The following is a 20,440-nucleotide window of genomic DNA, read 5'->3' on the forward strand; positions in this document are numbered from 1 at the left end:
AGGACGGCGCCGCTCTGTACGAGTCGTACGACTTCGCGACTCCCCGTCACCCGGCGCTGCAGCTCCGGACAGTCCCGGCACCGCTCTGAGCGCCCCTTCCCGCCGCCGCGGGCCGGTCAGCCGTACGAGAGGTCCGCGCACGGGTCGTCGTCGGCCGACCGCGCCCCGTCGGCGACGGTGGACGGCACGGCGGAGGGTGCCGGGGTCTCGGGTGCGAACGATGGGTTCTGGGCGTAGGAACTGCCGAGGATCACTTGGATTCCGGCGGTGTCGGACGCCGTCGTACTGGCTCCGGCGAAGAGCCGCGCGGTGGTCTCTGCCTCGTTCCGTAGGCCCGGTCCGTACTCGATGACGGTCGAGGCGTAGTCCTGGCTGCTCGCATTGGCCGTGGTGGTGACGGTGAAGCCTCGGGCGCGCAGAAGTTCGGTGGCACGGGCCGCGAGTCCCCTGACCGGGGTGCCGTTGTAGACGGCGATGCTGATGCCCGTGCCGGAGACCGGGGTGGCGGCCGCAGGCGGCGCCGGGCTGCTCGCCGTCTCTCTGCCCTCGGCCGATCCCTTGCCGCTGGCGTCCTGGCCGTCGACCGTACGGTCGGCCTTCAGCGCTGCCCAGAGCGCGTCGGCGTCCGGTTCGACTATCGCGACGCGCGAGCCCTCGTAACGCCAGGGGACAGTGACGAACTTGGTGTTGTGCAGGTCGATGTTCTTCATCGACATGGCGAACGACAGAAGCCGGTCGGCCGACCCGAGCCCGGGGTCGACGGTCATCGCGTCGGTGGCCGCGTCGGCGAGGGGCAGCAATGTGGTGGGGTTCAGCCCCTGGGACTTGACCTTCTTGATGAGGGAGGCCACAAATGCCTGCTGGCGCTTGATCCGTCCTATGTCCGAGCCGTCACCGATGCCATGCCGGAGCCGGACGTAGTCGAGTGCCCGCTGTCCGGAGACTGTCTGCGGACCCTTCGCGAAGATCCGGGCGCCCCGTGTGGGCCGCTTCGGGCTGAGGTCTCGCTGGTAGATGTCCTGGGGCAGACACACCGGAACGCCCCCGACGGCCGATGTCAGTGCGGAGAATCCGGCGAAGTCGATGACGACGGTGTGGTCGACGCGCAGGCCGGTGAGCTGTTCGACCGTGTTCTGTGTGCAGGCCGGGTTTCCCTCGGCCGTCTCCCCCACCGAGAACGCACCGTTGAACATCACGTCGTGCTGCGGCGCGGTCCACTCGCCGCCCGGCATCTTGCAGGCCGGGATGTCGACCAGGGAGTCACGGGGAATGGACACGGCGACCGCGTGTTTGCGGTCGGTGTACACATGAAGAAGAAACGCGGTGTCGGAGCGCCCCACCGTACCCATGCCGCCGCCCAGTTTGCTGTTGTCGCCCGCGCGCGAATCCGATCCGATGACCAGGACGTTCTGCCCGTTCGACGAGACGGGTGGCCGGTCGCCCGAGATCCCGTCCGCGCTGAAGGTGTCGATGCTGCCGTTCAGTTTGAGGTAGGCCCACCCGACGCCCGCGACAAGCAGCACGAGGAACGACAACCCGAACACGGCTGTTCGCCGCAGCCGACTGCCCCTTCGCGACCCCGCTGCTGAATTGTGACTTCCTGTCATCGGCCACCCCGTCCGTCCGGCTTCCATGATGAAGGACGCGCTCCGCCGCCCCATGGTTGTACAGTTGCGTAACTTGGCAAGCATCGCTGTTCGAGTGGATCACCGGACCTTCCACAGCAAGCCTGAAGCACTGTTCGCGAACCCCGAGCGGAAACACCGGCCAAGACGCCGAAAGGAAGGACGGGACACACATGTTGCGCAACGGCCTCGAACCCTGGCACCTGTTGATCGTGGCGATTGTGGTCATCGCACTGTTTGGCTCGAAAAAGCTGCCGGACACGGCTCGCGCCCTGGGCAAATCCATGCGGATCCTGAAGAGTGAGGCGAAGGCCATGAAGGAGACCAATGTGAGTCCCGGTACCGACCCACGCACATGAGACATCGGCTCACCGACGTACAACGCCCTCTCTGCCGGCCACTTCAGGTATTGCGCAAGCGAGGGAACCACGGGCGAGGCACCGTCGTTGATCCGTATGACGGCCGAAGAAGCGCTGATCACCACATCACCGAATCGCTGGACCACTGGATCAATGGAGGAAGTTCATGGGTGTGACCCTGGCCAAGGGCGGCAACGTCTCCCTGTCGAAGGAGGCGCCCGGCCTGACCGCAGTGACGGTCGGCCTGGGCTGGGACGTTCGGACGACCACGGGGGCGGATCACGACCTGGACGCGAGCGCGCTGCTGTGCTCGGATGCCGGCAAGGTCCTTTCCGACCTGCACTTCGTCTTCTACAACAACCTGACGAGCCCGGACGGTTCGGTCCAGCACACCGGCGACAATCTGACCGGTGAGGGCGAGGGCGACGACGAGTCCATCAATGTGGACCTGGGGGCTGTCCCGGCGGATGTCGCGAAGATAGTCTTTCCGGTCTCCATTCATGACGCGCAGAGCCGTGGTCAGAGCTTCGGCCAGGTACGCAACGCGTTCATCCGTGTGGTGAACCGGGCGAACGGCGTCGAGCTGGCCCGTTACGACCTCAGCGAGGACGCCTCGACCGAGACCGCCATGGTCTTCGGTGAGCTGTACCGGCACGGCGCGGAGTGGAAGTTCCGTGCGGTGGGCCAGGGCTATGCCTCGGGCCTGGCCGGTATCGCATCCGACTACGGGGTCAACGTCTGACCCCGAGACACCGTACGGTCGACGAGCCCGGCCTCTCTCCCCTCCCGCCGCCGGGGCGAGGAGAGGGGCCCGCCTGCTCCGTGTACGGCCCGGCCGCGTCACCGAAGCGCCCCTACAGAGCCCGCAGACCGTTGATCACCTCGCGAAGAATGTGTTCGTCCGGCAGCTGTGCGGGCGGTACGGGGCGGCTGACGCGTACGTAGCCGACTTCGAGCAGATCGCCGAGGAGTACGCGTACGACTCCGACCGGAAGGTCGGCGTCGGCGGAGAGCTCCGCGACGGACTGGGTCTCCGACCGGCAGAGGTCGAGCAGGGCTCGGTGCTCGGGACCGAGCAGGGATTCCTCGGAGCCGTTTCGCGCGTCGTCGTCGAAGGTGACGAGTGCGATCAGATCGAACTGCACGCCGGTGGGGCCCGGTTCGGTCCGGCCGCCCGTCACGGCGTACGGGCGGACCAGCGGGCCGGCTTCGGCGTCGTACCACTGGCTGCCCGGACGTGTGTCCGGGCCCGGGGTCCGCGGGATGCCTCCTGGGCCCTCGTCGGTCATGGACACGGCCGTCTCCGCCCTCTCAGCCGACAGCCGACGGGGGTGCGGCCAACCGCGACGGGGTGCGCAGATGCTCACCCACCCGTTTGACGAGCCGGGCCATCTCGTAGGCGACCAGTCCGATGTCGGCGAAGGCCGTGCTGAGTACGGCGAGGCAGGATCCATCGCCCGCTGCCGCGACGAACAGAAAGCCCTCATCCATCTCGACCATGGTCTGGCGTACGTTCCCGGCCCGGAAATGGCGCCCCGCGCCCTTGGCCAGGCTGTGAAATCCGGAGGCTACGGCGGCCAGATGCTCGGCGTCCTCGCGGCTCAGGGCGCTGGAGGCGCCCACCGCGAGGCCGTCGCCGGAGAGCACGACGGCGTGGCGGACCTCGCCGACCCGTGTCACCAGATCGTCCAGCAGCCAGTCGAGTTCGCCCGAGGTGTGGCGTGCCCCGGTCCTCTCGTTCGCGATCACGCATGGTCTCCTTCGCAGTGTGGACGGGGGTAAGTGGTGCCCGGGCGGGACGAGGATGAGCCGGGGGCGGTGCCGCCGCCGGCTACCCAGCCGTTGCGGTAGGCGGTCATGCGGTCCCGGGCCTGCTCGGGGGTGCGCTCCGGGGGGCGGTCCTTGTCGTTCGGGTCACCGTGTGGCGGTTCGTCGGGGTGGGGCTCCTCGCGCAGTTGCGGAACGAGGCTGGCCTGCCGCACGCGGCGCGGCAGAGTGCCGTCGTCGGGCTGCTCTTCCGAGTGGGCCTCGGCCTTGTGCTTGTCCGTTCCGCCCGGACGTCCGCGCAGCGAGGTGACTGCGCCAGCAGTCTGCGTGCGGGGCTCGAGCGCGGGTACCGGTACCGGCGCCGGGAAGGCGGTGGTCCGCGGTCTCACCGCACGGGGGCCGGGTCCGGGTCCAAAGGGCGGACGGTTCCGGTCCTCCTGGCGCTGGACCGAGGTGTTCCCCGGCGCGGCGGGCGCCTCGGACGCCGGAAGTGCCGTCTGCAGCAGTGCCGTTGGCAGCAGAACCACCGCGGTCGTTCCGCCGTACGCGGAGGTCCGCAGCTGAACCTTGATGTGGTGGCGTACGGAGAGCCGGCTGACGACGAAGAGGCCTAGCCGGTCGCTGTCGAAGAGGTCGAGTGCCTCCGCCTGTTCGATGCGTCGGTTTGCCTCGCCGAGGAGTTCATTGCCCATGCCCAGACCGCGGTCCTCGATCTCCAGGGCGTAGCCGTTGCCCACGGGCTCGCCGCTGATGCGCACCTTGGTGTGGGGCGGTGAGAACTGTGCCGCGTTCTCGATGAGTTCGGCCAACAGGTGGGTGAGGTCGGCGATGGCTGTGCCCTTCACCGCGGCGTCGGGAAGTTGCCGTACCTCCACGCGGGCGTAGTCCTCGATCTCGGAAACGGCGGCGCGTACGACGTTTTCAGCGGTACGGGCATCCGCCAGGCCCGTCCCGGCGCCGCCCCGGACAGGATGATCAGACTCTCGGCGTGCCGTCGCATCCGGGTGGTGAGGTGGTCGAGCCGGAAGAGATCACTCAGCTCGTCGGGGTCGTCGGCGCGGCGTTCCATGCTGTCGAGGAGGTTGAGCTGGCGGTGGACCAGCACCTGGCTGCGCCGGGCGAGGTTGACGAAGACTCCGGAGATGCCATCGGCGAGTTCGGCTCGTTCGACGGCGGCGCTGAGGGCTGCCCGGTGCACTGTGCCGAGTGCCTCGCCGACCTGGCCGATCTCGTCGTTGGTGGCCGGGCCCTGCGGGGCCTCGGCCCCGATGTCGAGTTCCTCGCCCGCACGTAGCCGTTGCATGGCGCGAGGCAGTTTGCGGCGGGCGATCTCCAGGGCGCTGTTGCGGAGACTGACGAGTTCGACGACGAGTCCGCGACCGATGCGCACGGAGATCACCAGTGAGGCGGCGACGGCGACGCAGCCGAAGAGCACTGCGGCTCCGGACGGGCTGAACAGTCCTCGGGCGAGTGGATTCGCCCGGTCGGCGGCGCGTTGGCCGGCGGTGGTATCGATGGTGCGCAGCTCGCTCCGTACATGGTCCGCCGCTCGTTCCCAGTCGGCGGCGGGCACTGCCTGCGCGGCATCGCGACCGGCGGGCACGGCGAGCACCGTGTCCTCGACGGACTGGATCTGGCGGTAGGCGTCCCCGGTAGTGAACCTCTGCCAGGCGGCCCGCTCGGTGGCGGGCAGATCTGCGCCCGCGGTCTCCGTGAAGTTCCTTCGGGAATCCACCGCTCCGGTGAACAGGCGCAGTTGGCCGCCCTTGAGCGCTCCTGTGCGAGCGGCCGTGGCCAGCAGGGCGTCCTCGCGGGCCAGCATCTCGTCGGCGCGGGAGAGTTCGAGCAGGACGCGGGCGTCGGAGCCGAGTGCGTCGTCCTGGATCCCGGTGAGGGCTCCGCAGACGCCGAAGGCGGCGGAGACGGCCGCGGTGTACTGGTCGTATACGGCGTTCTCGTCGCCCGCATCGCTCGTGTCGGCGCGCAGTCGGTGGGTGAGGTCCAGGAACCGGTCGAGCCGGTCGGCGACGGTGGCCGGAAGGTTGCCGGTGTCGGCGATGGTGTGGCCGCTGTCGAGGCGCAGGGCGGCGAGCGCGGTGTCGGTGCGCTTGGTCCGATGCTCCAGTTCGGCTGCCTGGGCGCTGCTGGGGGCCGCGGACTGGAGCATGGCCGCCCGGCGCTCGCTCTGGAGTGCCGCGACAGCGGTGGATATGGGGGCCCGGACCTCGTCGTCGACCTGTTGCAACTGGCGCAGCCGTGCCACGTCCTGGGCGGTGGTGACCGTGGCGAAACCCCACAGGGCGAGCAGGGAGACGACCGGCACCATCAGCAGCGAGATGATCTTCGCGCGTACGGTCCTGGGCCGCAGCGTCCACCGTCCGCGCGGCGCGGATGTGTCGTGTGTCAGCAGCGGCCTCAGGTCGTGCTCGGCGCTCTCGTCGGCCGGCGGGCCCGCGTGCGCGCGGCGTCCGCGCGTCGGTGGGGCGGTGGGCCGGGAGGTCGCCGTCGCACCGGCCTCCGGGGTCGTGCGGGGTGGGCGCATGGCCTCCTCGTTCCGGGTGTGGAGCTGGGTGTGTCGCAGGTGCCGGTCGGCCGGGTGCAGGGGCGTCAGGGCGTGGTGGCGGGCGATGCGTCGTGGTCACTCACGTCGCCACGTCGTGCCCGGAAGACGGGCCCGCGCTCGGTGAATCCGTGTTGTGTGGCCGCGGATGAGTCCGTTTCGGTGGGTCCTGCGGTGCGTTCGGCGAAGACGTAGGCAGCACGTTCCCTGCCCGTCGGGGAGAGCGCCACGAAAGCCGAGGTCAGGAAGAGGTACGAGCCCAGGCCGACGGCCAGGGGAAAGATGAACTGCATGGTTGTGGCCCCGGGAAGTTCCCTTCCGGAGGGCGCGACGTACACGGAGACCGCCAGCATTCCGGTGTAGTGCATGCTGCTGACCGCCGCCCCCATGACGAGGGAAGCCAGCGCGACGGCTCGGGGTGACTTGATGTTGAGCGCCGCCCACAGAGCCGCCGTGGCGGCCACGACAGCGATGGCGACGGAGAGTGAGACCCGCAGCGGGTCGTAGTGGATCGCGCCGTGCAGACGGAGTGCCGCCATGCCGAGGTAGTGCATGCTGGCGACGCCAAGTCCGGTGGCGAACCCGCCGAGCAGCAGCGCCCTGGTCCGGTCGCGGCTGTAGCCGACGGCAAAGACGCCACCGCCGACCACCACCATGGCGCCGAGCAGGCTGAGCAGGGTGAGCGGCACGTTGTAGCGGATATCGGTGCCGGTTACGCCGAAGCCGAGCATCGCGACGAAGTGCATCGTCCAGATGCCCGAGCCGATGGCGGATGCGGCCGTGATCAGCCAATTGCGGCGCGAACGGCCGGTTGTGTCGAGTGCCCGCACGGTGCAGCTCAGTCCGAGTGCCGCGCCGATGCATGCCATCGCGTACGACAGCGCAGGTGTCAGCCAGCCGAAGGTGGCGTGGTCCAGGTGTCCCATGGATCGGGGACGCTAGTCGCGATGGGGGCGCGCGCCCTGGGCGCATTTCGAAAGCTGCTGAAATATGACAGAGAGATGTTCCCGAACGATCACACAGTGCTCGAACATGCACCCCGTTTCCCGATGTTTCGCTCTGTTCCGCTCCAGTGGCAACTGCGCGATCATTTCTGTATGGCCGATGACCACACACACGTCCAGGACTTCTTCAAGGCCCGCGCTGCGGACTGGGACAGCCGGTTTCCCGACGACGGGCCCGCCTACGCCGCCGCCGTCCATTCCCTCGCACTGGGCCCTGGTGACGCGGTACTGGACGCCGGCTGCGGTACGGGACGGGCGCTGCCCGCCCTGCGCGCAGCCGTGGGGCCGAGAGGCACGGTCCTGGGCGTGGACCTCACAGCGGCGATGCTGGAGTCGGCGGTACGGACGGGACGCGACCGGAGCGGAGCGCTGCTCCTCGCCGATGTCGCCCGCCTGCCCCTGAGGCCGCAGTCGCTCGACGCGGTGTTCGCGGCTGGGCTGATCTCCCATCTCTCGCATCCCGGACCGGACCTGGCGGAGTTGGCGCGGGTGGTGCGGCCGGGCGGGCAACTGGCCCTCTTCCACCCCATCGGTCGGGCCGCCCTGGCCGCGCGCCACGGCCGCCGGATCACGGACGCCGACCTGCGTGCGGAGCACAACCTCCGCCCGCTGCTGGTGCGTTCGGGCTGGCGGCTCGAGTCGTACACGGATGAGGACGACCGGTTCCTCGCCCTTGCCGTACGGACGCTCTGACCTGCGAGCGCTCCCCGCTCCTGCTCACTCGGCCGGAGCGCCGGGGCGTCGCTTGTGCGGGACCGGACAGCCGCGGATGCCCGGGGTGGGAAACGTACCGAGCCCGGAAACCTCGTACCCGTCCGGGTAGCCCTTGATCTCCGGGTTCTGCCGGGCGAAGTGCGGGGTGGTACGGGGCGGCAGCAGTCGCACGGCCCGGGCCCTCAGGCGCAGAGCGCCACGGGTGAGGTTTCGGGCCGCGGAGCCCGGGCGTTCGTAGCGGAATGCCCGCAGCAGCGAATCATCGAGCAGCGCGAGGGCCGCCTTCCGCGCAACGGGAGCGAAGGTGCGCGGATACCAGGAGCCCATCAGGTCCAGCGTGGCGTCGGAGACGCGGCGTCCCCCTTCGTCCCAGCCGAAGTGCTCGGCCTCGTAGGTGTCGAGGGCGCGCTCGAAGTCCTCGTACGTCTCCGGCAGGTCCTTGATGCCCATGTGGGCACCCAGGGTCCGGTAATAAGCGGCGCACGCCCGGAGTTCGTGGTCGGACAGCCGACGCCAGCCGTAGCTGTCCAGCCACCGCTTCGGGGTGACGACGAACGTGCACAGCACATAGCGCATGTCGTCGTTGCTGATGTCGTAGCTGCGGTGCATCTGATTGATCCGGCGGATGGCAGTGCGCCCCGGGTCGCTCTCGAAGCCGTGCTCCACGACCGTGTCGAGGAGCAGTGCGGTGTCGTCGTACCGCTTCTGCGAACGGTCCGCCAGTTCTGCTGTCTCGGCGAGAAGCCTGCCGATGCTGGGGACTGCATAGGTGCGGTACAGAGCTAGTTCGAGGGCGCGGGTGATGTCCCAGGGAAACTCGTAGGTTGCCGTGATCCGGTAGATGCGGAGGAAGTCCCGTTCCGGATCGAGACGCTGAATCTCCTTCAGCCGGTCGTACCGCTTCACCGTGCTCGCCCCCTTTTCTCGGTCGAAGGTCCAACTCTACGTCCACGGGGAAGACCGTCAGTGTGTACGAACAAGTCATGCGCGCACGGTTCCCCGGAAGGGCGGTCTCCATGATCGACATAATCGGCAGCCTGCGGAAAGTTGTCTCATCCGACCGGAAGGGCGCTCGGTCAGCAGCACCTCTCGGGGAGGACCGGCACAAGCAGCACAATCTGTTCGAGGCGGCAGCCACCTACGTCTCAGCATCCGTGGAGGACGATCAGGCGCGGATCGACGAGGCGTGCGGCTGGGTGTCGCCCGAGGCGCTCTCCTTCGGTGTCAGCGAGCTGGCCTGCCGGGCCGTCATCGCACTGGCCCGCGAGCGCGACGAGTCGCCGCAGACAGTGGCCCGTACGCTGCTCGGCCTGCCCGCCGACTGAGGCCCGCCGTCCGCCGGACCGCGGGCCCACGTCTTCCCCCCTTGTCCGGGACCACGTCTTCCCTTGTCAGGGCCTCGACGAGCGGGTTACCGACTCGTTAAGGTGCGCCGACGGACAACCATGACGGACGAGGAGGGTGCCGTGGCCGGGACGAGCGACACAGTCACCGACGACGACGCACTGTATGTGCTCACCGCGGTGCTGCTGACACCTGCGCAGTTCCCGAGCGTGCTCGGTGACGACTACCCCGCCGCGTGTGCGGCGCTCGCCCTCGAACCGTACGACGGGGGATACGGGCTGGTCATCGGCCAGGACGGCAGTGGTGCGCGCTGGACCGTCGTCGTCGAGGACGTGTCGCTGGTCGCTGTCGCGATCGCGGCCTGGGACTGCGGAATGGAGTATGACCTCTCCCCCGAGGACCGTTCGGTGGTCTGCGCGCTGCCCGGCTGGCCCCTCGCGGTGGGGGTCGCCGCTCCGGGAGTGGCCGCCCCGCACGATCCGCTGCCGGACCCGGAGGCCGAGGGCACCGATCCGGCGCCGCTGGCCCCGCCCGACACGGAGTCGTGGGGCCCGGCCCAGCGGCGTATGGGTGCGGACGAGATAGCACACCAGTGGGCGGCTTGGCGCGAGCAGGTCGACGACGAGACGGCCTTCATCACTCCGGGCGGGGCGGTCGGTGCCGGGGGCGAGGACGGCGACGGCGCCGACGTCGAGGAGGACGGTGCCGACGCCGATGCCGGGCCTGAGGGCGAGGACAAGGACGATCACGATTTCAACGCTGCAGCCAAGGTCGAACCCAAAGCTGAGGTGGACATAGAGGCCGGCTCTGCGACTGGAGGTTCGGGCGAGGCCGAGGCTGGAGCCGAGGTCGAGAACGAGGCCGAGAGCGACGGGTCCGACGCCACCGCCGAGAACCCCGCGAAGGACCCATCTTCCGGAGTGCACCCCGGTGTGCGACGGGCGCTCGCGGAGGCGCGTGCCTATGTGGACACCCCGCCGCCGCCCGGCCGCGTCCGGTCCTCCTTCGCCACGGGCGACGCGCGAATGCTGCGCGCCGACGGCCCCGGCTGGTCATTGGTCGCCAGAACCGATGACATCGCCTTCATCCTGCTGGACGAGGAACCGGGCGAGGTGCTGCCGGTCGGGCGCGGCACGCAACTGCCCGGCCTGTTGAAGGCACTGGACGCGCTCGCAGTACGGCCGAGCTGAGCGCGGCTGTCGGTACTCGGCAGCAGGCGACAGCGACCATCGACCACCCGGCCGAAGTCGCGGTCCAGCCACGTCTCAGACGCGTTCCGGACTACACGCGCTCCAGCTCCCGATGCGGCCCGACGGGCAGCTCGGCCTCGATCGGGTCGCCCGGCCGGACGACTCCGCCGACCGTGACGATGCCCATGATCCCGGCCTTGCGCACGATCCTGCCAGCCTCGTCCCGGCCGACGACCCGCTTGAGGAGCCCGTCCTGGAAGTTGTCGATCTGCAGGCACGGGTTGCGCAGGCCGGTGACCTCGACAACCGCCTCGTCGCCCAGGTGCAGCAGAGTGCCTACGGACAGGGCGAGGAGATCGACACCGCTGGTGGTGACGTTCTCCCCGAGATCGCCCGGGGCGACCTCGAACCCGGCTGCCCGCAATTCGCCGAACAGTTCCTCATGGATGAGGTGCACCTGGCGCAGATTCGGCTGGGCGGGATCCTGCGCGACGCGGGACCGGTGCTTGACCGTGGCTCCCGCGTGCACATCTCCCTCCACGCCGAGCCCGGCCAGCAGGGTGACACTCTTGCGGTTCGGCTTGGTGAAGGAATACTCCTCGTTACTGCTCACTACGGTCACTGTCCCGCTCACTGCTGAGCGCCCCTCTTTGTCAGCATGTGGTCAGCGGCCTATTTCCTTGCGGGTGATCCTGCGGAGCCTGCGTCGCTGGCTGGGATCCAGCAGCAGATACGCGACCGCCGGAACTCCGATCAGGACCAGCAGCGACAGCCAGAATCCGATGAACGGCATCAGGATGACTGCCGCAACGACTCCCCCGATGGCGATCTTCGCGCTGTTCGACATCGTCCACGCCTCCTTCGCGGCCCGAGGCCGCTCCTGCTGTGAGAACGCCTGTGCCCGCCCATCGGTTCCAGCCGGCCGAAGTCCTCACCTGAGGGGTTCGCCGACCTCGTGCATGTGCTGGAGTGCCTGCCGGTAGGACTCGATCAGTCCGGTCTCCGTGTACGGCATGCCGAGCGCAACGCAGTGGGCGCGCACCATGGGCTGCGCCAGGCGCAAGTGCGGTCGGGGCATGCTCGGGAAAAGGTGGTGCTCGATCTGGTAGTTGAGCCCGCCGAGGAACCAGTCGGTGAGGACGCCGCCGCGTACGTTGCGCGAGGTGAGTACCTGACGCTGGAGGTGGCCCCAGCGGTCGCCGTCGGGGTCGGGCATCTCCATGCCCTTGTGGTTCGGTGCGAAGGCCATGCCGAGGTGAAGCCCGAACAGCGCATGGTGCAACAGCGCGAAGACGACAGCCTTCCCCGGGGACATGACAGTGAGCAGCAGTGTTGCGTAGAGACCGAGGTGGGCGACCAGGAGCAGTGCCGAGAGGGTGCGTTCCCGGGCGGGCTGCTGCCGCAGGTACTGGAAGCCGGAGATCTTGAGCGCGATGCCTTCGAGGAGCAGCATCGGGAAGAACAGCCGGGCCTGGTTACGGGTGAGCCAGCGGGCGAAGCCTTCGCGCTGGGCGGCCTGCTTCTGGGTCCAGACCAGGGCGCCGACGCCGACGTCCGGGTCCTTGTCGATGTGATTGGGGTTGGCGTGGTGGCGTACGTGCTTGTCGTTCCACCATGCCTCGTTCATGCCGAGCAGCAGGTTGGCGTGCACCAGGCCGATGGCCCGGCTCGCCCTGCGATCGCCGGTTATCTGGGCGTGCCCGGCGTCGTGTCCGACGAAGGCGGTGCGGGACCAGAAGATCGCCAGTGGCAATGCGAGCAGCAGGGTCCACCAGGTGTTGCCCAGGAGGAACATGCCGGTGAGCACGGCACCCAGTGCGACCAGGTTGGTGGCGATACCCATCGCGTACCAGCCGGTGCGCCGCTCCAGGAGTCCCTGCCCCTTGACCGCGCGCAGGAGGGGCGCGAAGTCGCTTCCCTGGCTCTGGGCGATTCCGGTACCGCTCGCACTTACAGCAGTTCCCGCACCGTCACGGGTGCCTTCCACGACGGTGGCTACGGCCTGGGGCATTTGGTCTCCGGTCTCGTGAAAGCTGCGCTGACCTGTAGAAACGTACGGTGACCGGAGGTGCGGCAACCATGGCGCCACCACCCGGGATTTCCGGGGGTAAGCCCCCCTCCCCCAGGGGGGTGCTGGCTACACCCCCGGGCGCGCACCGCGCAGTCGTGCCCGGCGGCCGAGCCATCCGAAAGTGGGCTGGATCACGGCGATTCCGCTCACAGGAGTGCGCATCCGTGGAGTACCCTCGGCGACCCAACCCAACTAGTCAAATTTGAGGAATTCGGCATCGCTGTGCACAGGCTCCCTGCGGCAACGCTCTCCGAGATCTCCGCACTCTCCAGCTGCTCCGTGGTCTTCCTGCCCGCGGATCCCTCCCGTACCGGCCATATCGCCTTCTGGCGTCCGGACGGCAGCAGTCCGCCCGATGGTCCCGGTTTTGTCGAGGAGCTGACCGTCGTCGGCGCCGACGCGCGAACGTACGCCGTACCGGCGCTGCTGGTTCCGGTCCGGGACGCGCTGCCCGTACTGACGCGGGCGCGGGCCTCGGCGCGGGCCTCCGGCGCCGCCGCGTTCTGGGGTGCCGCCGCGCTGCTCGCTCTGCAACTCGCCGCCCGTGGCTTGCTGTTGCCAGGACTGAGTGCAACGGATCACGATGCCTGGCGGGCCGGGCCGCTGACCGCCGACGATCAGTCGCGGATCCGTACGCTCGCGGCCTCGATGCCGCCCCTGGCCCACGCGGTGCCGCTCGACGGAACCGCTCAGGCCGTGCTGCTGCCCGATCCCGAGCTGCTGCTGCGCGCGTTCCTCGACGCGGTGGCGGACAGCCTGCCGCGCACCCCCGCCGCGGCCTTCGCCACCGGCGGCCCGGCGTTCGCCGTCGACGCACCACAGCATCTGCCCGGTCAACGGGCCTGGGCCACCGATGTCGCGGCCGGGCACGATGCGGGCGTCCGGCTCTCGCTGCGGATGGAAGTGTCCGGGCTGGCAGCCCCGGGCGAGGACGACGAGCCGACCGCCGAGCCGTCCTTCCGTGCTGTTCTGCAGATCCACAGCATCAGCGACCCGGCGCTCATGGCCGATGCCGCCGAGGTCTGGGCGGGGTCCGCGCCGACCGCTGCCGCCTTCGGCCCCCGGGCCCGGATGGATGCCCTTCTGGCGCTGCGCCGGGCCGCCCGTGCCTGGCCGCCGCTGACTCCGTTGTTGTCGGCCGCAGTGCCCGACTCCATCGAACCGGCCGACGAAGAGCTGGGCGAACTCCTCGGCCCCGCCGGACGGGCACTCGCCGCGACCGGGGTCCAGGTCCACTGGCCCAAGGAACTGGCCCGCAAGCTCACCGCACGTGCGGTGATCGGTCCGCCCGATGACGGGGACAGTCAGGAACACAAGCGCACCAGCTCTGACACGCCGCCACTCCTGTCGGCCGATGCGCTGCTGACGTTCAATTGGTGGTTCGCGCTGGGCGACCGGAAGCTCAGCCGCGCCGAGCTGGACCGCCTGGCCGAGGCCAACAGACCGGTGGTACGGCTGCGCGACCAGTGGGTGCTGATCGACCCCGAGGAGGCACAGCGCGCCCGCGAGACCCAGGACCGCAAGGTCACTCCGATCGATGCGCTCGGAGCCGTACTGACCGGTTCCACCGAGATCGACGGCCATCGGGTCGGCGTCCGGGCCACCGGCTGGCTGGAGCAGCTGCGCCGCCGGTTGGCCGACCCGGAGTCCGGCGGACAGCAGGGTGGGCAGCAGACGGTCGGTCAGCCCCCTGCGCTCACCGCCACGCTGCGCGACTACCAGCTGCGCGGCCTGAACTGGCTGCACACCATGACTTCGCTCGGCCTCGGTGGATGTCTCGCCGACGACATGGGGCTCGGCAAGACCATCACACTCATCGCTCTGCATCTGCACCGCCAGAGCATCGAGTCGGCCACAGGGCCGACGCTCGTGGTCTGCCCGACCTCGCTCATGGGGAACTGGCAGCGGGAGATCGAGAAGTTCGCACCCGGTACGCCGGTACGCCGCTTCCACGGCGGATCGCGCAGCCTGGCCGACCTGGTGGACGGAGAGTTCGTCCTCACCACGTACGGCACGATGCGGCTGGACGCGGCGAAGCTCGCGGAGATCCGGTGGGGCATGGTGGTCGCCGACGAGGCGCAGCACGTCAAGAACCCGTACTCGGCAACGGCCAAGCAGCTGCGGACAATCGGCGCTCAGGCACGTGTAGCGCTCACCGGCACCCCCGTGGAGAACAACCTGTCCGAGCTGTGGGCGATCCTCGACTGGACGACGCCCGGTCTGCTGGGCCGGCTCGGTACCTTCCGTACCCGCTATGCCCGGACCGCGGAGGGCGGCGACCCGGCGGCGGCCGAGCGGCTCGCCGCGCTGGTGCGGCCGTTCCTGCTGCGACGTCGCAAATCGGATCCGGGCATCGCCCCCGAGCTGCCGCCGAAGACCGAGACCGACCGCACGGTGTCCCTGACGGCGGAACAGACGGGGCTGTACGAAGCGGTGGTGCGAGAGACACTGGCCGCGATCTCCGGCGCCGACGGCTTCGCCCGGCGGGGCCTTGTCGTGAAGCTGCTGACGGCCCTGAAGCAGATCTGCAACCACCCGGCGCAGTACCTCAAGGAGAAGGAGCCTCGGATCGAGGACCGTTCGGGAAAGGTGGAGCTGCTGGACGAGTTGCTCGACACGATTCTGACGGAGGACACGAGTGTGCTCGTGTTCACCCAGTACGTGCAGATGGCCCGGCTGCTCGAACAGCACCTGGCGGCGCGCGGGGTGCGCACGCAGTTCCTGCACGGCGGTACACCGGTCGCGGAGCGGGAGGCGATGGTGAACCGCTTCCAGGCGGGAGAGGCCCCGGTCTTCCTGCTGTCGCTCAAGGCGGCCGGCACCGGTCTCAATCTCACCAGGGCCGGCCATGTCGTGCACTTCGACCGGTGGTGGAACCCGGCGGTGGAGGCGCAGGCCACCGACCGCGCGTACCGGATCGGCCAGACCCAGCCGGTACAAGTGCACCGGCTGATCGCCGAGGGCACCATCGAGGACCGGATCGCCGACATGCTGGCCCGCAAGCAGGGGCTGGCTGACGCGGTGCTCGGCTCGGGCGAGGCGGCGCTGACCGAACTGACGGATGCGGAACTGGCCGATCTGGTGGAGCTGCGAGGGGGCACGCGATGAGCGACGCATACGACAGCGGGAGATACGACCGTGAAGGATACGAAGGCGACGGGAGCGATGCCCCGACGCCGGTACAGGAACGTACCTTCGCCGCGCTGCAGCCCGCGCACGGCCGCGGCTTTGCGGAGTCCTGGTGGGGCAGGGCATGGCTGAAGGCCCTGGAGGACACCGCGTTGGACGGCGAACAGCTCAAGAGGGGGCGGAGGTTCGCCCGCGAGGGCCGGGTCGGTGCGGTTTCCGTACGGCCCGGCCGGATCACCGCGGTCGTCCGGGACCGGGACTCGTCCACGTACCGCAGTGATGTGCTCCTCCAGGAGCTGAACGAGGCGGAGTGGGAACGGTTCCTGGACATGGCCGTTGACAGAGCGGGGCACATCGCGGCGCTTCTCGACCGCGAAATGCCGCCGCACCTGGTGGAGGACGCTGCGGCGGCAGGTGTGGAACTGCTGCCGGGGATCGGCGATCTGGACCCGCAGTGCACCTGCGAGGCGTGGGACCACTGCCCGCACACCGCTGCCCTGTGCTACCAGGTGGCGCGGTTGCTGGACCAGGATCCGTTCGTCCTGCTGCTCATGCGGGGGCGCGGCGAGCGGCGGCTCCTGGACGAACTCCAGGTGCGCATCGCGGCCCGCGCCGAGGGGAACGGGCCGTTCGGCTCTGCCGCCCTCCCCGACGGGTCCGGTGCCGCCGGCACGAAGGCGAAGGACCGCGGCGTACGGGCGGACGAGGCGTTCGCCGCGCGGGACATCCTGCCCCCGCTGCCCGCTCCCCCGCCGCTGCCCGCGGAGCCCGGCCCCGCGCCGTCGCTGGACACGGAGACCCAACCGGACTCCGGCATCGATCCGGCGGTACTGGAGTTGCTGGCGACGGACAGTGCGGCACGCGCCCACCGGATGCTGGCGGACGCACTCTCCCCCGGCCATGAACAGCATCCGTTGCCGGCCGGTTTGACCCCGCAGCAGGATGCCGTGCGGCTGGTCGCGGACACCCGGCCCGAACCCTGGATCGCGACACGGCTGGCAGCCGGATCGGGGCGGCCGCGAGCCGAACTCGATGCGGCGGTGCGTGCCTGGCAGTACGGCGGGGCGGCTGCGCTCACCGTGCTGGATGAGGAGTGGACGCCGGATCCGGAGTCTCTGGCCAGGGCCCGGGCCCGGCTCGCCGAGGCGTGGGAGGAGGGCGAGCTGCCCCGGCTGCGGTCGGCGGGCAATCGCTGGACAGGTGTCGAAGGCGGGGTACAGCTGCGGTACGGGCGGGACGGGCGCTGGTGGCCGTACCGCAAGGAGGGCGGGCGCTGGGTTCCGGCAGGTCCGGCGGATGACGATCCGTCGGCGGCGCTGGCAGGCTCAAGCGTGTCGGACGACTGAGATCATCATCGGGGCCGGTCGGCGGCGAACGGGCGGGGGCCGGGCAGGACGTCCGGCCCCCGCCCGTCATCACGATCCGGACCGGATCGCCGTTGCCGTCCACAAGCACATGGTCGGGGCCGAGTTCAGCGTGCACGGCCCGTGGCTCCTTCCGGGCAGTCAGCCGTTGCAGGGTGTCGGCCGGGCGGGGCAGGGTCTTGGCCGCCTTACTGGGTGCCTGCCGCATGAGAGTCTCCAGCGAGCCCCCGTTCACGTCCTCGAAGACAGCGATCTCGGCCGGGCAACGCTCCGAATTGCCCTCGGCGAGATGAATCCATGGTGAGCGGACCCCCATGGCACCCAGACGCCGATGCACGGCCCGGAACACTTCGACACCGGTGGCCGGCCTTCACGGATGCGGGCGCGCCGCCGCGGCGGGTGAGGCCGACGGCCAGTAATTCTCGGCGGGGGCCCAGATGCAGTCGATGACTGTGGAGCCGTTGTCCAGGGTGAGGCGGTAGACGCCCTTCCTGGAACCTCCCCGCAGTCTGTCGAGCCCGATGGTCACGGCGGCCGTCGGCGCTTACGACACTTTCCGGGCTCTCCCGCTCGTTGAGCCCGCATTCCCCGCTCGCCATCCCCGCGCCCGGTCTCCCTCGGCAACCCGGGCCCTGTGCCGGGGCCGTCCGTGATCCGGCGGCTTACCCCGCGCGCACACCCGATTTCGGGCTCCTGCCGTCTTCCGCCACTCACGGGACGCCCGTACCGTGGGGCGCGCGAGACGCTCGGCCGTACATCGGCGAACACCTTCCGGTCATCGGACAAAGGGAGCCACGTGGTGTCGGGGGATTCGAGCAGCGGACTGTTACGCGATGCCATCGGGCTGCGCGAAGTCCTTTTCCAAAGCATCACGGCGATGGCGCCGGCCGCCGCCATCGCCGCGTCCATTCCGGCCGGAGCCGCGTTCGCGGGCGGCAGTCTGCCGCTGTCCGTGGTGGTGGCACTGGTCGCCTGTCTGTTCACCGCGTCGTGCGTCGCGGAGCTGGCGCGCCATCTGCCGGCTGCCGGTTCGGTAGCCACCTACTCGGCGCAGGGGCTGCATCCGGCCATCGGCTTTCTCGTCGGCTGGGGATACGTCTTCGTCGAAGCGCTGGTGCCCGCGCTGTTGCTTCTTCAGCTCGGCTTCACCACGGCGGGCACCCTGCACCAGGAGTGGTCGTCCTACCCCGCGGACCTGTGGTGGCCGTGGTCGCTGCTGGGCGCGTTGATCATCGCGCTCGCCGGGTATTTCGGAGTCCGGGCCTCCGCCCGGTTCGGAACCGTGCTCGGCATCTTCGAGGTGCTCGTCTTCGTCGCCTTCGCCGTGCTGCTCATCGAGCATGCGGGTTCGGACAACACCCTGTCGGTGTTCGGCACTTCGCACACTGCGGACGGCTTCGGCGGCATCAGCGGTATTTTCGCCGGTTCGGTCTACACCGTGCTGGCGTTCGCCGGCTTCGAGGCCGCGGCGCCACTCGCCGAGGAGACGAAGAACCCGCGGCGCACGATGCGGCGTGCGGTGCTCGGCGCGGCACTCTCCATCGGCCTGGTGTACGTCCTCACCACCTATGCGATGTCTGTGTACTTCGGGCCCGACAGGTTCGCCGGATTCGGTGCTTCGGGCGCGGCGTCGTGGGAAGGCGTGGCCCGCGCCTCGTTCGGGCTGTTCTGGGTGCTGCTCTTCCTCGCCGTGGTCAACTCGACCGTGGCCAACGCCAATGCGTGCGCCAATGTGTCGACCCGGACGGCGTTCGCCCTCGGCCGCATCGGGGTGTTCCCGCGGGCCTTCGCGCGGCTTCATCCGCGGCGCCGCTCCCCCGTCACCGGAGTGGCCGTGCAGTTCGTGATCGCGGTCGGCGCGGCGCTCGGACTGGGTTTCGCCTACGACCCGGTGACCGCGTTCGTGCTGCTGGCCACCGTGATCGTGACGGTGATCATCGGTGTGTACATCATCGTGAATCTGGCCTGCGCCGGGTACTTCCTGCGCCGACGGCGCGACGCGTTCAACCCCGTACTCCATCTGCTCTTCCCGGGACTCGGCATCGCGGCATTCGTCCCTGCCCTGCTGACGGCCGCCGGGATTCCGGCCTTCGAATTCGTCTCCGAACTGAGTGCCCCCGTCTCGTACGCCGGTCCGGTCGTCGGTGTCTGGATGCTGCTCGGGATCGTTGTGCTGGCGGTGCTGCTGCGCAGACATCCGGAGCGGGTGGCACAGACCGGGCGGATCCATCTTGACGACGCCCCGGAGCCGGCCGGGGAACCCGAGACAGGAGCAGTACAGCGATGAACGACCCCCGAATCCTGACCGTCCGCCCCAAGGAGGGCGAGTACGCCTGGACCTTCGGCGGAGCGGCGCCGGTCGCCCGTATCGAGCCGGGGACGTTCCTCGATGTGTATACGGAGGACTGCTTCGCCGGCCGGGTACGCTCCGAGAAGGACCTGGTCTCCGCGGTCTGCGAATTCCCCTTCCTCAACCCGCAGACCGGTCCCTTCCACGTGGTGGGTGCGGAGCCCGGCGACACGGTCGCGGTGCATTTCGTCTCCGTCGAACCGGCCAGGGACTGGGCCGCCTCGACGACCGTGCCTCTCTTCGGGGCCCTCACCTCCACGCACACCACGGCGTCACTGCAGGCTCCGCTGCCCGAGGTGGTGTGGATGTGGCAGCTCGACCGGGCGCGCCGCACCTGTCTGTTCAGCGCCAGGGACAGTGACATCCAGGTGGAGCTGCCGATGGATCCGATGCACGGCACGGTCGGCGTGGCGCCGGCCAATCTGGAGGTACGGTCCGCGCTGGTGCCCGACGCGCACGGCGGGAACATGGACACACCGGAGATGAGGGCGGGCGTCACCTGTTATCTGGGCGTCAACGTCGAGGGTGCACTGCTGAGCCTCGGGGACGGTCATGCCCGCCAGGGCGAGGGCGAGACCTGCGGGGTCGCCGTGGAATGCGCGATGAACACGGTGGTGCTGGTCGAGCTGCTGAAGGGCGTCACGACACCGTGGCCACGGATCGAGTCCGACACCCATCTGATGTCGACCGGCTCCGCCCGTCCGCTCGAAGATGCCTTCCGCATCTCGCAGTTGGACCTGGTGCAGTGGCTGGCGCGCGACTACGGCCTGTCCGAACTCGATGCCTATCAGCTGGTCAGCCAGGCCGGTGAGGCGCCGTTGGCCAATGTGTGCGACACCAACTACACCTGTGTGGCAAAGATCCGCAAAAGGTGGCTGCCCACAGGCGATCCCCATCGCGGACTCCACCGTCATCTGCGGGAGACTGCGACACTGCTGTCCAGCCCCTGACCCCCTTCCCCAC

At 69.5% G+C, this 20,440-nt stretch carries 18 protein-coding genes and 1 pseudogene; 9 read left to right on the forward strand and 10 right to left on the reverse strand.

Annotated features, from left to right (window positions below):
* Positions 1-116 precede the first annotated feature (116 nt).
* Positions 117-1,607, reverse strand: coding sequence for an LCP family protein (locus OG609_RS01520; RefSeq protein ID WP_442817928.1), 1,491 nt, complete (start codon positions 1,605-1,607; stop codon positions 117-119).
* Between the two features lie 191 nt (positions 1,608-1,798).
* Between OG609_RS01520 and tatA the strand changes: the two genes are divergently transcribed.
* Positions 1,799-1,984: a Sec-independent protein translocase subunit TatA gene (tatA, locus tag OG609_RS01525; RefSeq protein WP_327271066.1), complete on the forward strand. Its 186-nt coding sequence runs from the start codon at positions 1,799-1,801 to the stop codon at positions 1,982-1,984.
* 166 nt (positions 1,985-2,150) lie between these two features.
* The gene (locus OG609_RS01530) at positions 2,151-2,726 is read left to right on the forward strand and encodes a TerD family protein (protein ID WP_327271067.1); all 576 of its coding nucleotides are present in this window, start codon (positions 2,151-2,153) and stop codon (positions 2,724-2,726) included.
* 112 nt (positions 2,727-2,838) lie between these two features.
* Here the strand turns inward: OG609_RS01530 and OG609_RS01535 are convergent, their stop codons facing one another.
* The 4 genes and pseudogenes from OG609_RS01535 to OG609_RS01550 all read right to left on the reverse strand — a co-directional run bounded on the left by OG609_RS01535 (position 2,839) and on the right by OG609_RS01550 (position 7,237).
* Positions 2,839-3,273 (reverse strand): DUF742 domain-containing protein, encoded by a 435-nt coding sequence (locus tag OG609_RS01535; protein ID WP_327277906.1) that lies wholly within the window; start codon positions 3,271-3,273, stop codon positions 2,839-2,841.
* A gap of 22 nt (positions 3,274-3,295) precedes the next feature.
* Positions 3,296-3,733: a roadblock/LC7 domain-containing protein gene (locus OG609_RS01540; RefSeq protein WP_327271068.1), complete on the reverse strand. Its 438-nt coding sequence runs from the start codon at positions 3,731-3,733 to the stop codon at positions 3,296-3,298.
* Positions 3,730-6,293: pseudogene (locus OG609_RS01545) on the reverse strand (sensor histidine kinase). Before OG609_RS01545 ends, OG609_RS01540 begins: the two are co-directional and overlap by 4 nt.
* A 65-nt stretch (positions 6,294-6,358) precedes the next feature.
* Complete coding sequence (locus tag OG609_RS01550) at positions 6,359-7,237, reverse strand: MHYT domain-containing protein (RefSeq protein WP_327271069.1); 879 nt, start codon at positions 7,235-7,237, stop codon at positions 6,359-6,361.
* Between the two features lie 171 nt (positions 7,238-7,408).
* Here OG609_RS01550 and OG609_RS01555 point away from each other — a divergent pair, with 171 nt between their 5' ends.
* On the forward strand, positions 7,409-8,008 hold the full coding sequence (locus tag OG609_RS01555) for a class I SAM-dependent methyltransferase (protein ID WP_327271070.1): 600 nt from the start codon (positions 7,409-7,411) through the stop codon (positions 8,006-8,008).
* A 24-nt stretch (positions 8,009-8,032) separates the two neighbouring features.
* Here the strand turns inward: OG609_RS01555 and OG609_RS01560 are convergent, their stop codons facing one another.
* On the reverse strand, positions 8,033-8,935 hold the full coding sequence (locus OG609_RS01560; RefSeq protein WP_327271071.1) for an oxygenase MpaB family protein: 903 nt from the start codon (positions 8,933-8,935) through the stop codon (positions 8,033-8,035).
* Positions 8,936-9,045: 110 nt separating this feature from the next.
* On the opposite strand from OG609_RS01560, the gene OG609_RS01565 reads away from it, so the two are divergent.
* Positions 9,046-9,354 carry a hypothetical protein gene (locus OG609_RS01565; protein WP_327271072.1) on the forward strand — a complete coding sequence of 103 codons (309 nt, stop codon included), beginning with the start codon at positions 9,046-9,048 and terminating at the stop codon, positions 9,352-9,354.
* Between the two features lie 120 nt (positions 9,355-9,474).
* Positions 9,475-10,563 (forward strand): hypothetical protein, encoded by a 1,089-nt coding sequence (locus OG609_RS01570; protein ID WP_327271073.1) that lies wholly within the window; start codon positions 9,475-9,477, stop codon positions 10,561-10,563.
* A gap of 91 nt (positions 10,564-10,654) precedes the next feature.
* Here the strand turns inward: OG609_RS01570 and OG609_RS01575 are convergent, their stop codons facing one another.
* The 3 genes from OG609_RS01575 to OG609_RS01585 all read right to left on the reverse strand — a co-directional run bounded on the left by OG609_RS01575 (position 10,655) and on the right by OG609_RS01585 (position 12,574).
* Positions 10,655-11,185 (reverse strand): MOSC domain-containing protein, encoded by a 531-nt coding sequence (locus tag OG609_RS01575; RefSeq protein WP_327277907.1) that lies wholly within the window; start codon positions 11,183-11,185, stop codon positions 10,655-10,657.
* Positions 11,186-11,227: 42 nt separating this feature from the next.
* A complete protein-coding gene (locus OG609_RS01580; protein ID WP_114248565.1) occupies positions 11,228-11,410 on the reverse strand; it encodes a hypothetical protein in 183 nt (60 codons plus the stop codon).
* A gap of 84 nt (positions 11,411-11,494) precedes the next feature.
* A complete protein-coding gene (locus OG609_RS01585; RefSeq protein WP_327271074.1) occupies positions 11,495-12,574 on the reverse strand; it encodes a fatty acid desaturase family protein in 1,080 nt (359 codons plus the stop codon).
* A 282-nt stretch (positions 12,575-12,856) separates the two neighbouring features.
* Between OG609_RS01585 and OG609_RS01590 the strand changes: the two genes are divergently transcribed.
* Together OG609_RS01590 and OG609_RS01595 are read left to right on the forward strand one after the other, a co-directional pair.
* Positions 12,857-15,742, forward strand: coding sequence for a DEAD/DEAH box helicase (locus OG609_RS01590; protein ID WP_327271075.1), 2,886 nt, complete (start codon positions 12,857-12,859; stop codon positions 15,740-15,742).
* Entirely contained in the window at positions 15,739-17,109 is a 1,371-nt protein-coding gene (locus OG609_RS01595; RefSeq protein ID WP_327271076.1) for an SWF or SNF family helicase, read from the forward strand. Before OG609_RS01590 ends, OG609_RS01595 begins: the two co-directional genes overlap by 4 nt.
* A 388-nt stretch (positions 17,110-17,497) precedes the next feature.
* Here OG609_RS01595 and OG609_RS01600 read toward each other — a convergent pair whose 3' ends face one another.
* Positions 17,498-17,656, reverse strand: a complete 159-nt coding sequence (locus tag OG609_RS01600) for a hypothetical protein (RefSeq protein ID WP_327271077.1) — start codon at positions 17,654-17,656, stop codon at positions 17,498-17,500.
* A 270-nt stretch (positions 17,657-17,926) separates the two neighbouring features.
* Between OG609_RS01600 and OG609_RS01605 the strand changes: the two genes are divergently transcribed.
* Positions 17,927-19,414, forward strand: coding sequence for an APC family permease (locus OG609_RS01605; RefSeq protein WP_327271078.1), 1,488 nt, complete (start codon positions 17,927-17,929; stop codon positions 19,412-19,414).
* Positions 19,411-20,427 carry an acetamidase/formamidase family protein gene (locus tag OG609_RS01610; protein ID WP_327271079.1) on the forward strand — a complete coding sequence of 339 codons (1,017 nt, stop codon included), beginning with the start codon at positions 19,411-19,413 and terminating at the stop codon, positions 20,425-20,427. Before OG609_RS01605 ends, OG609_RS01610 begins: the two co-directional genes overlap by 4 nt.
* The last annotated feature ends 13 nt before the right edge of the window (positions 20,428-20,440 follow it).

Origin of the sequence: Streptomyces sp. NBC_01224, assembly GCF_036002945.1 — a bacterium.
GTDB lineage: Bacteria > Actinomycetota > Actinomycetes > Streptomycetales > Streptomycetaceae > Streptomyces.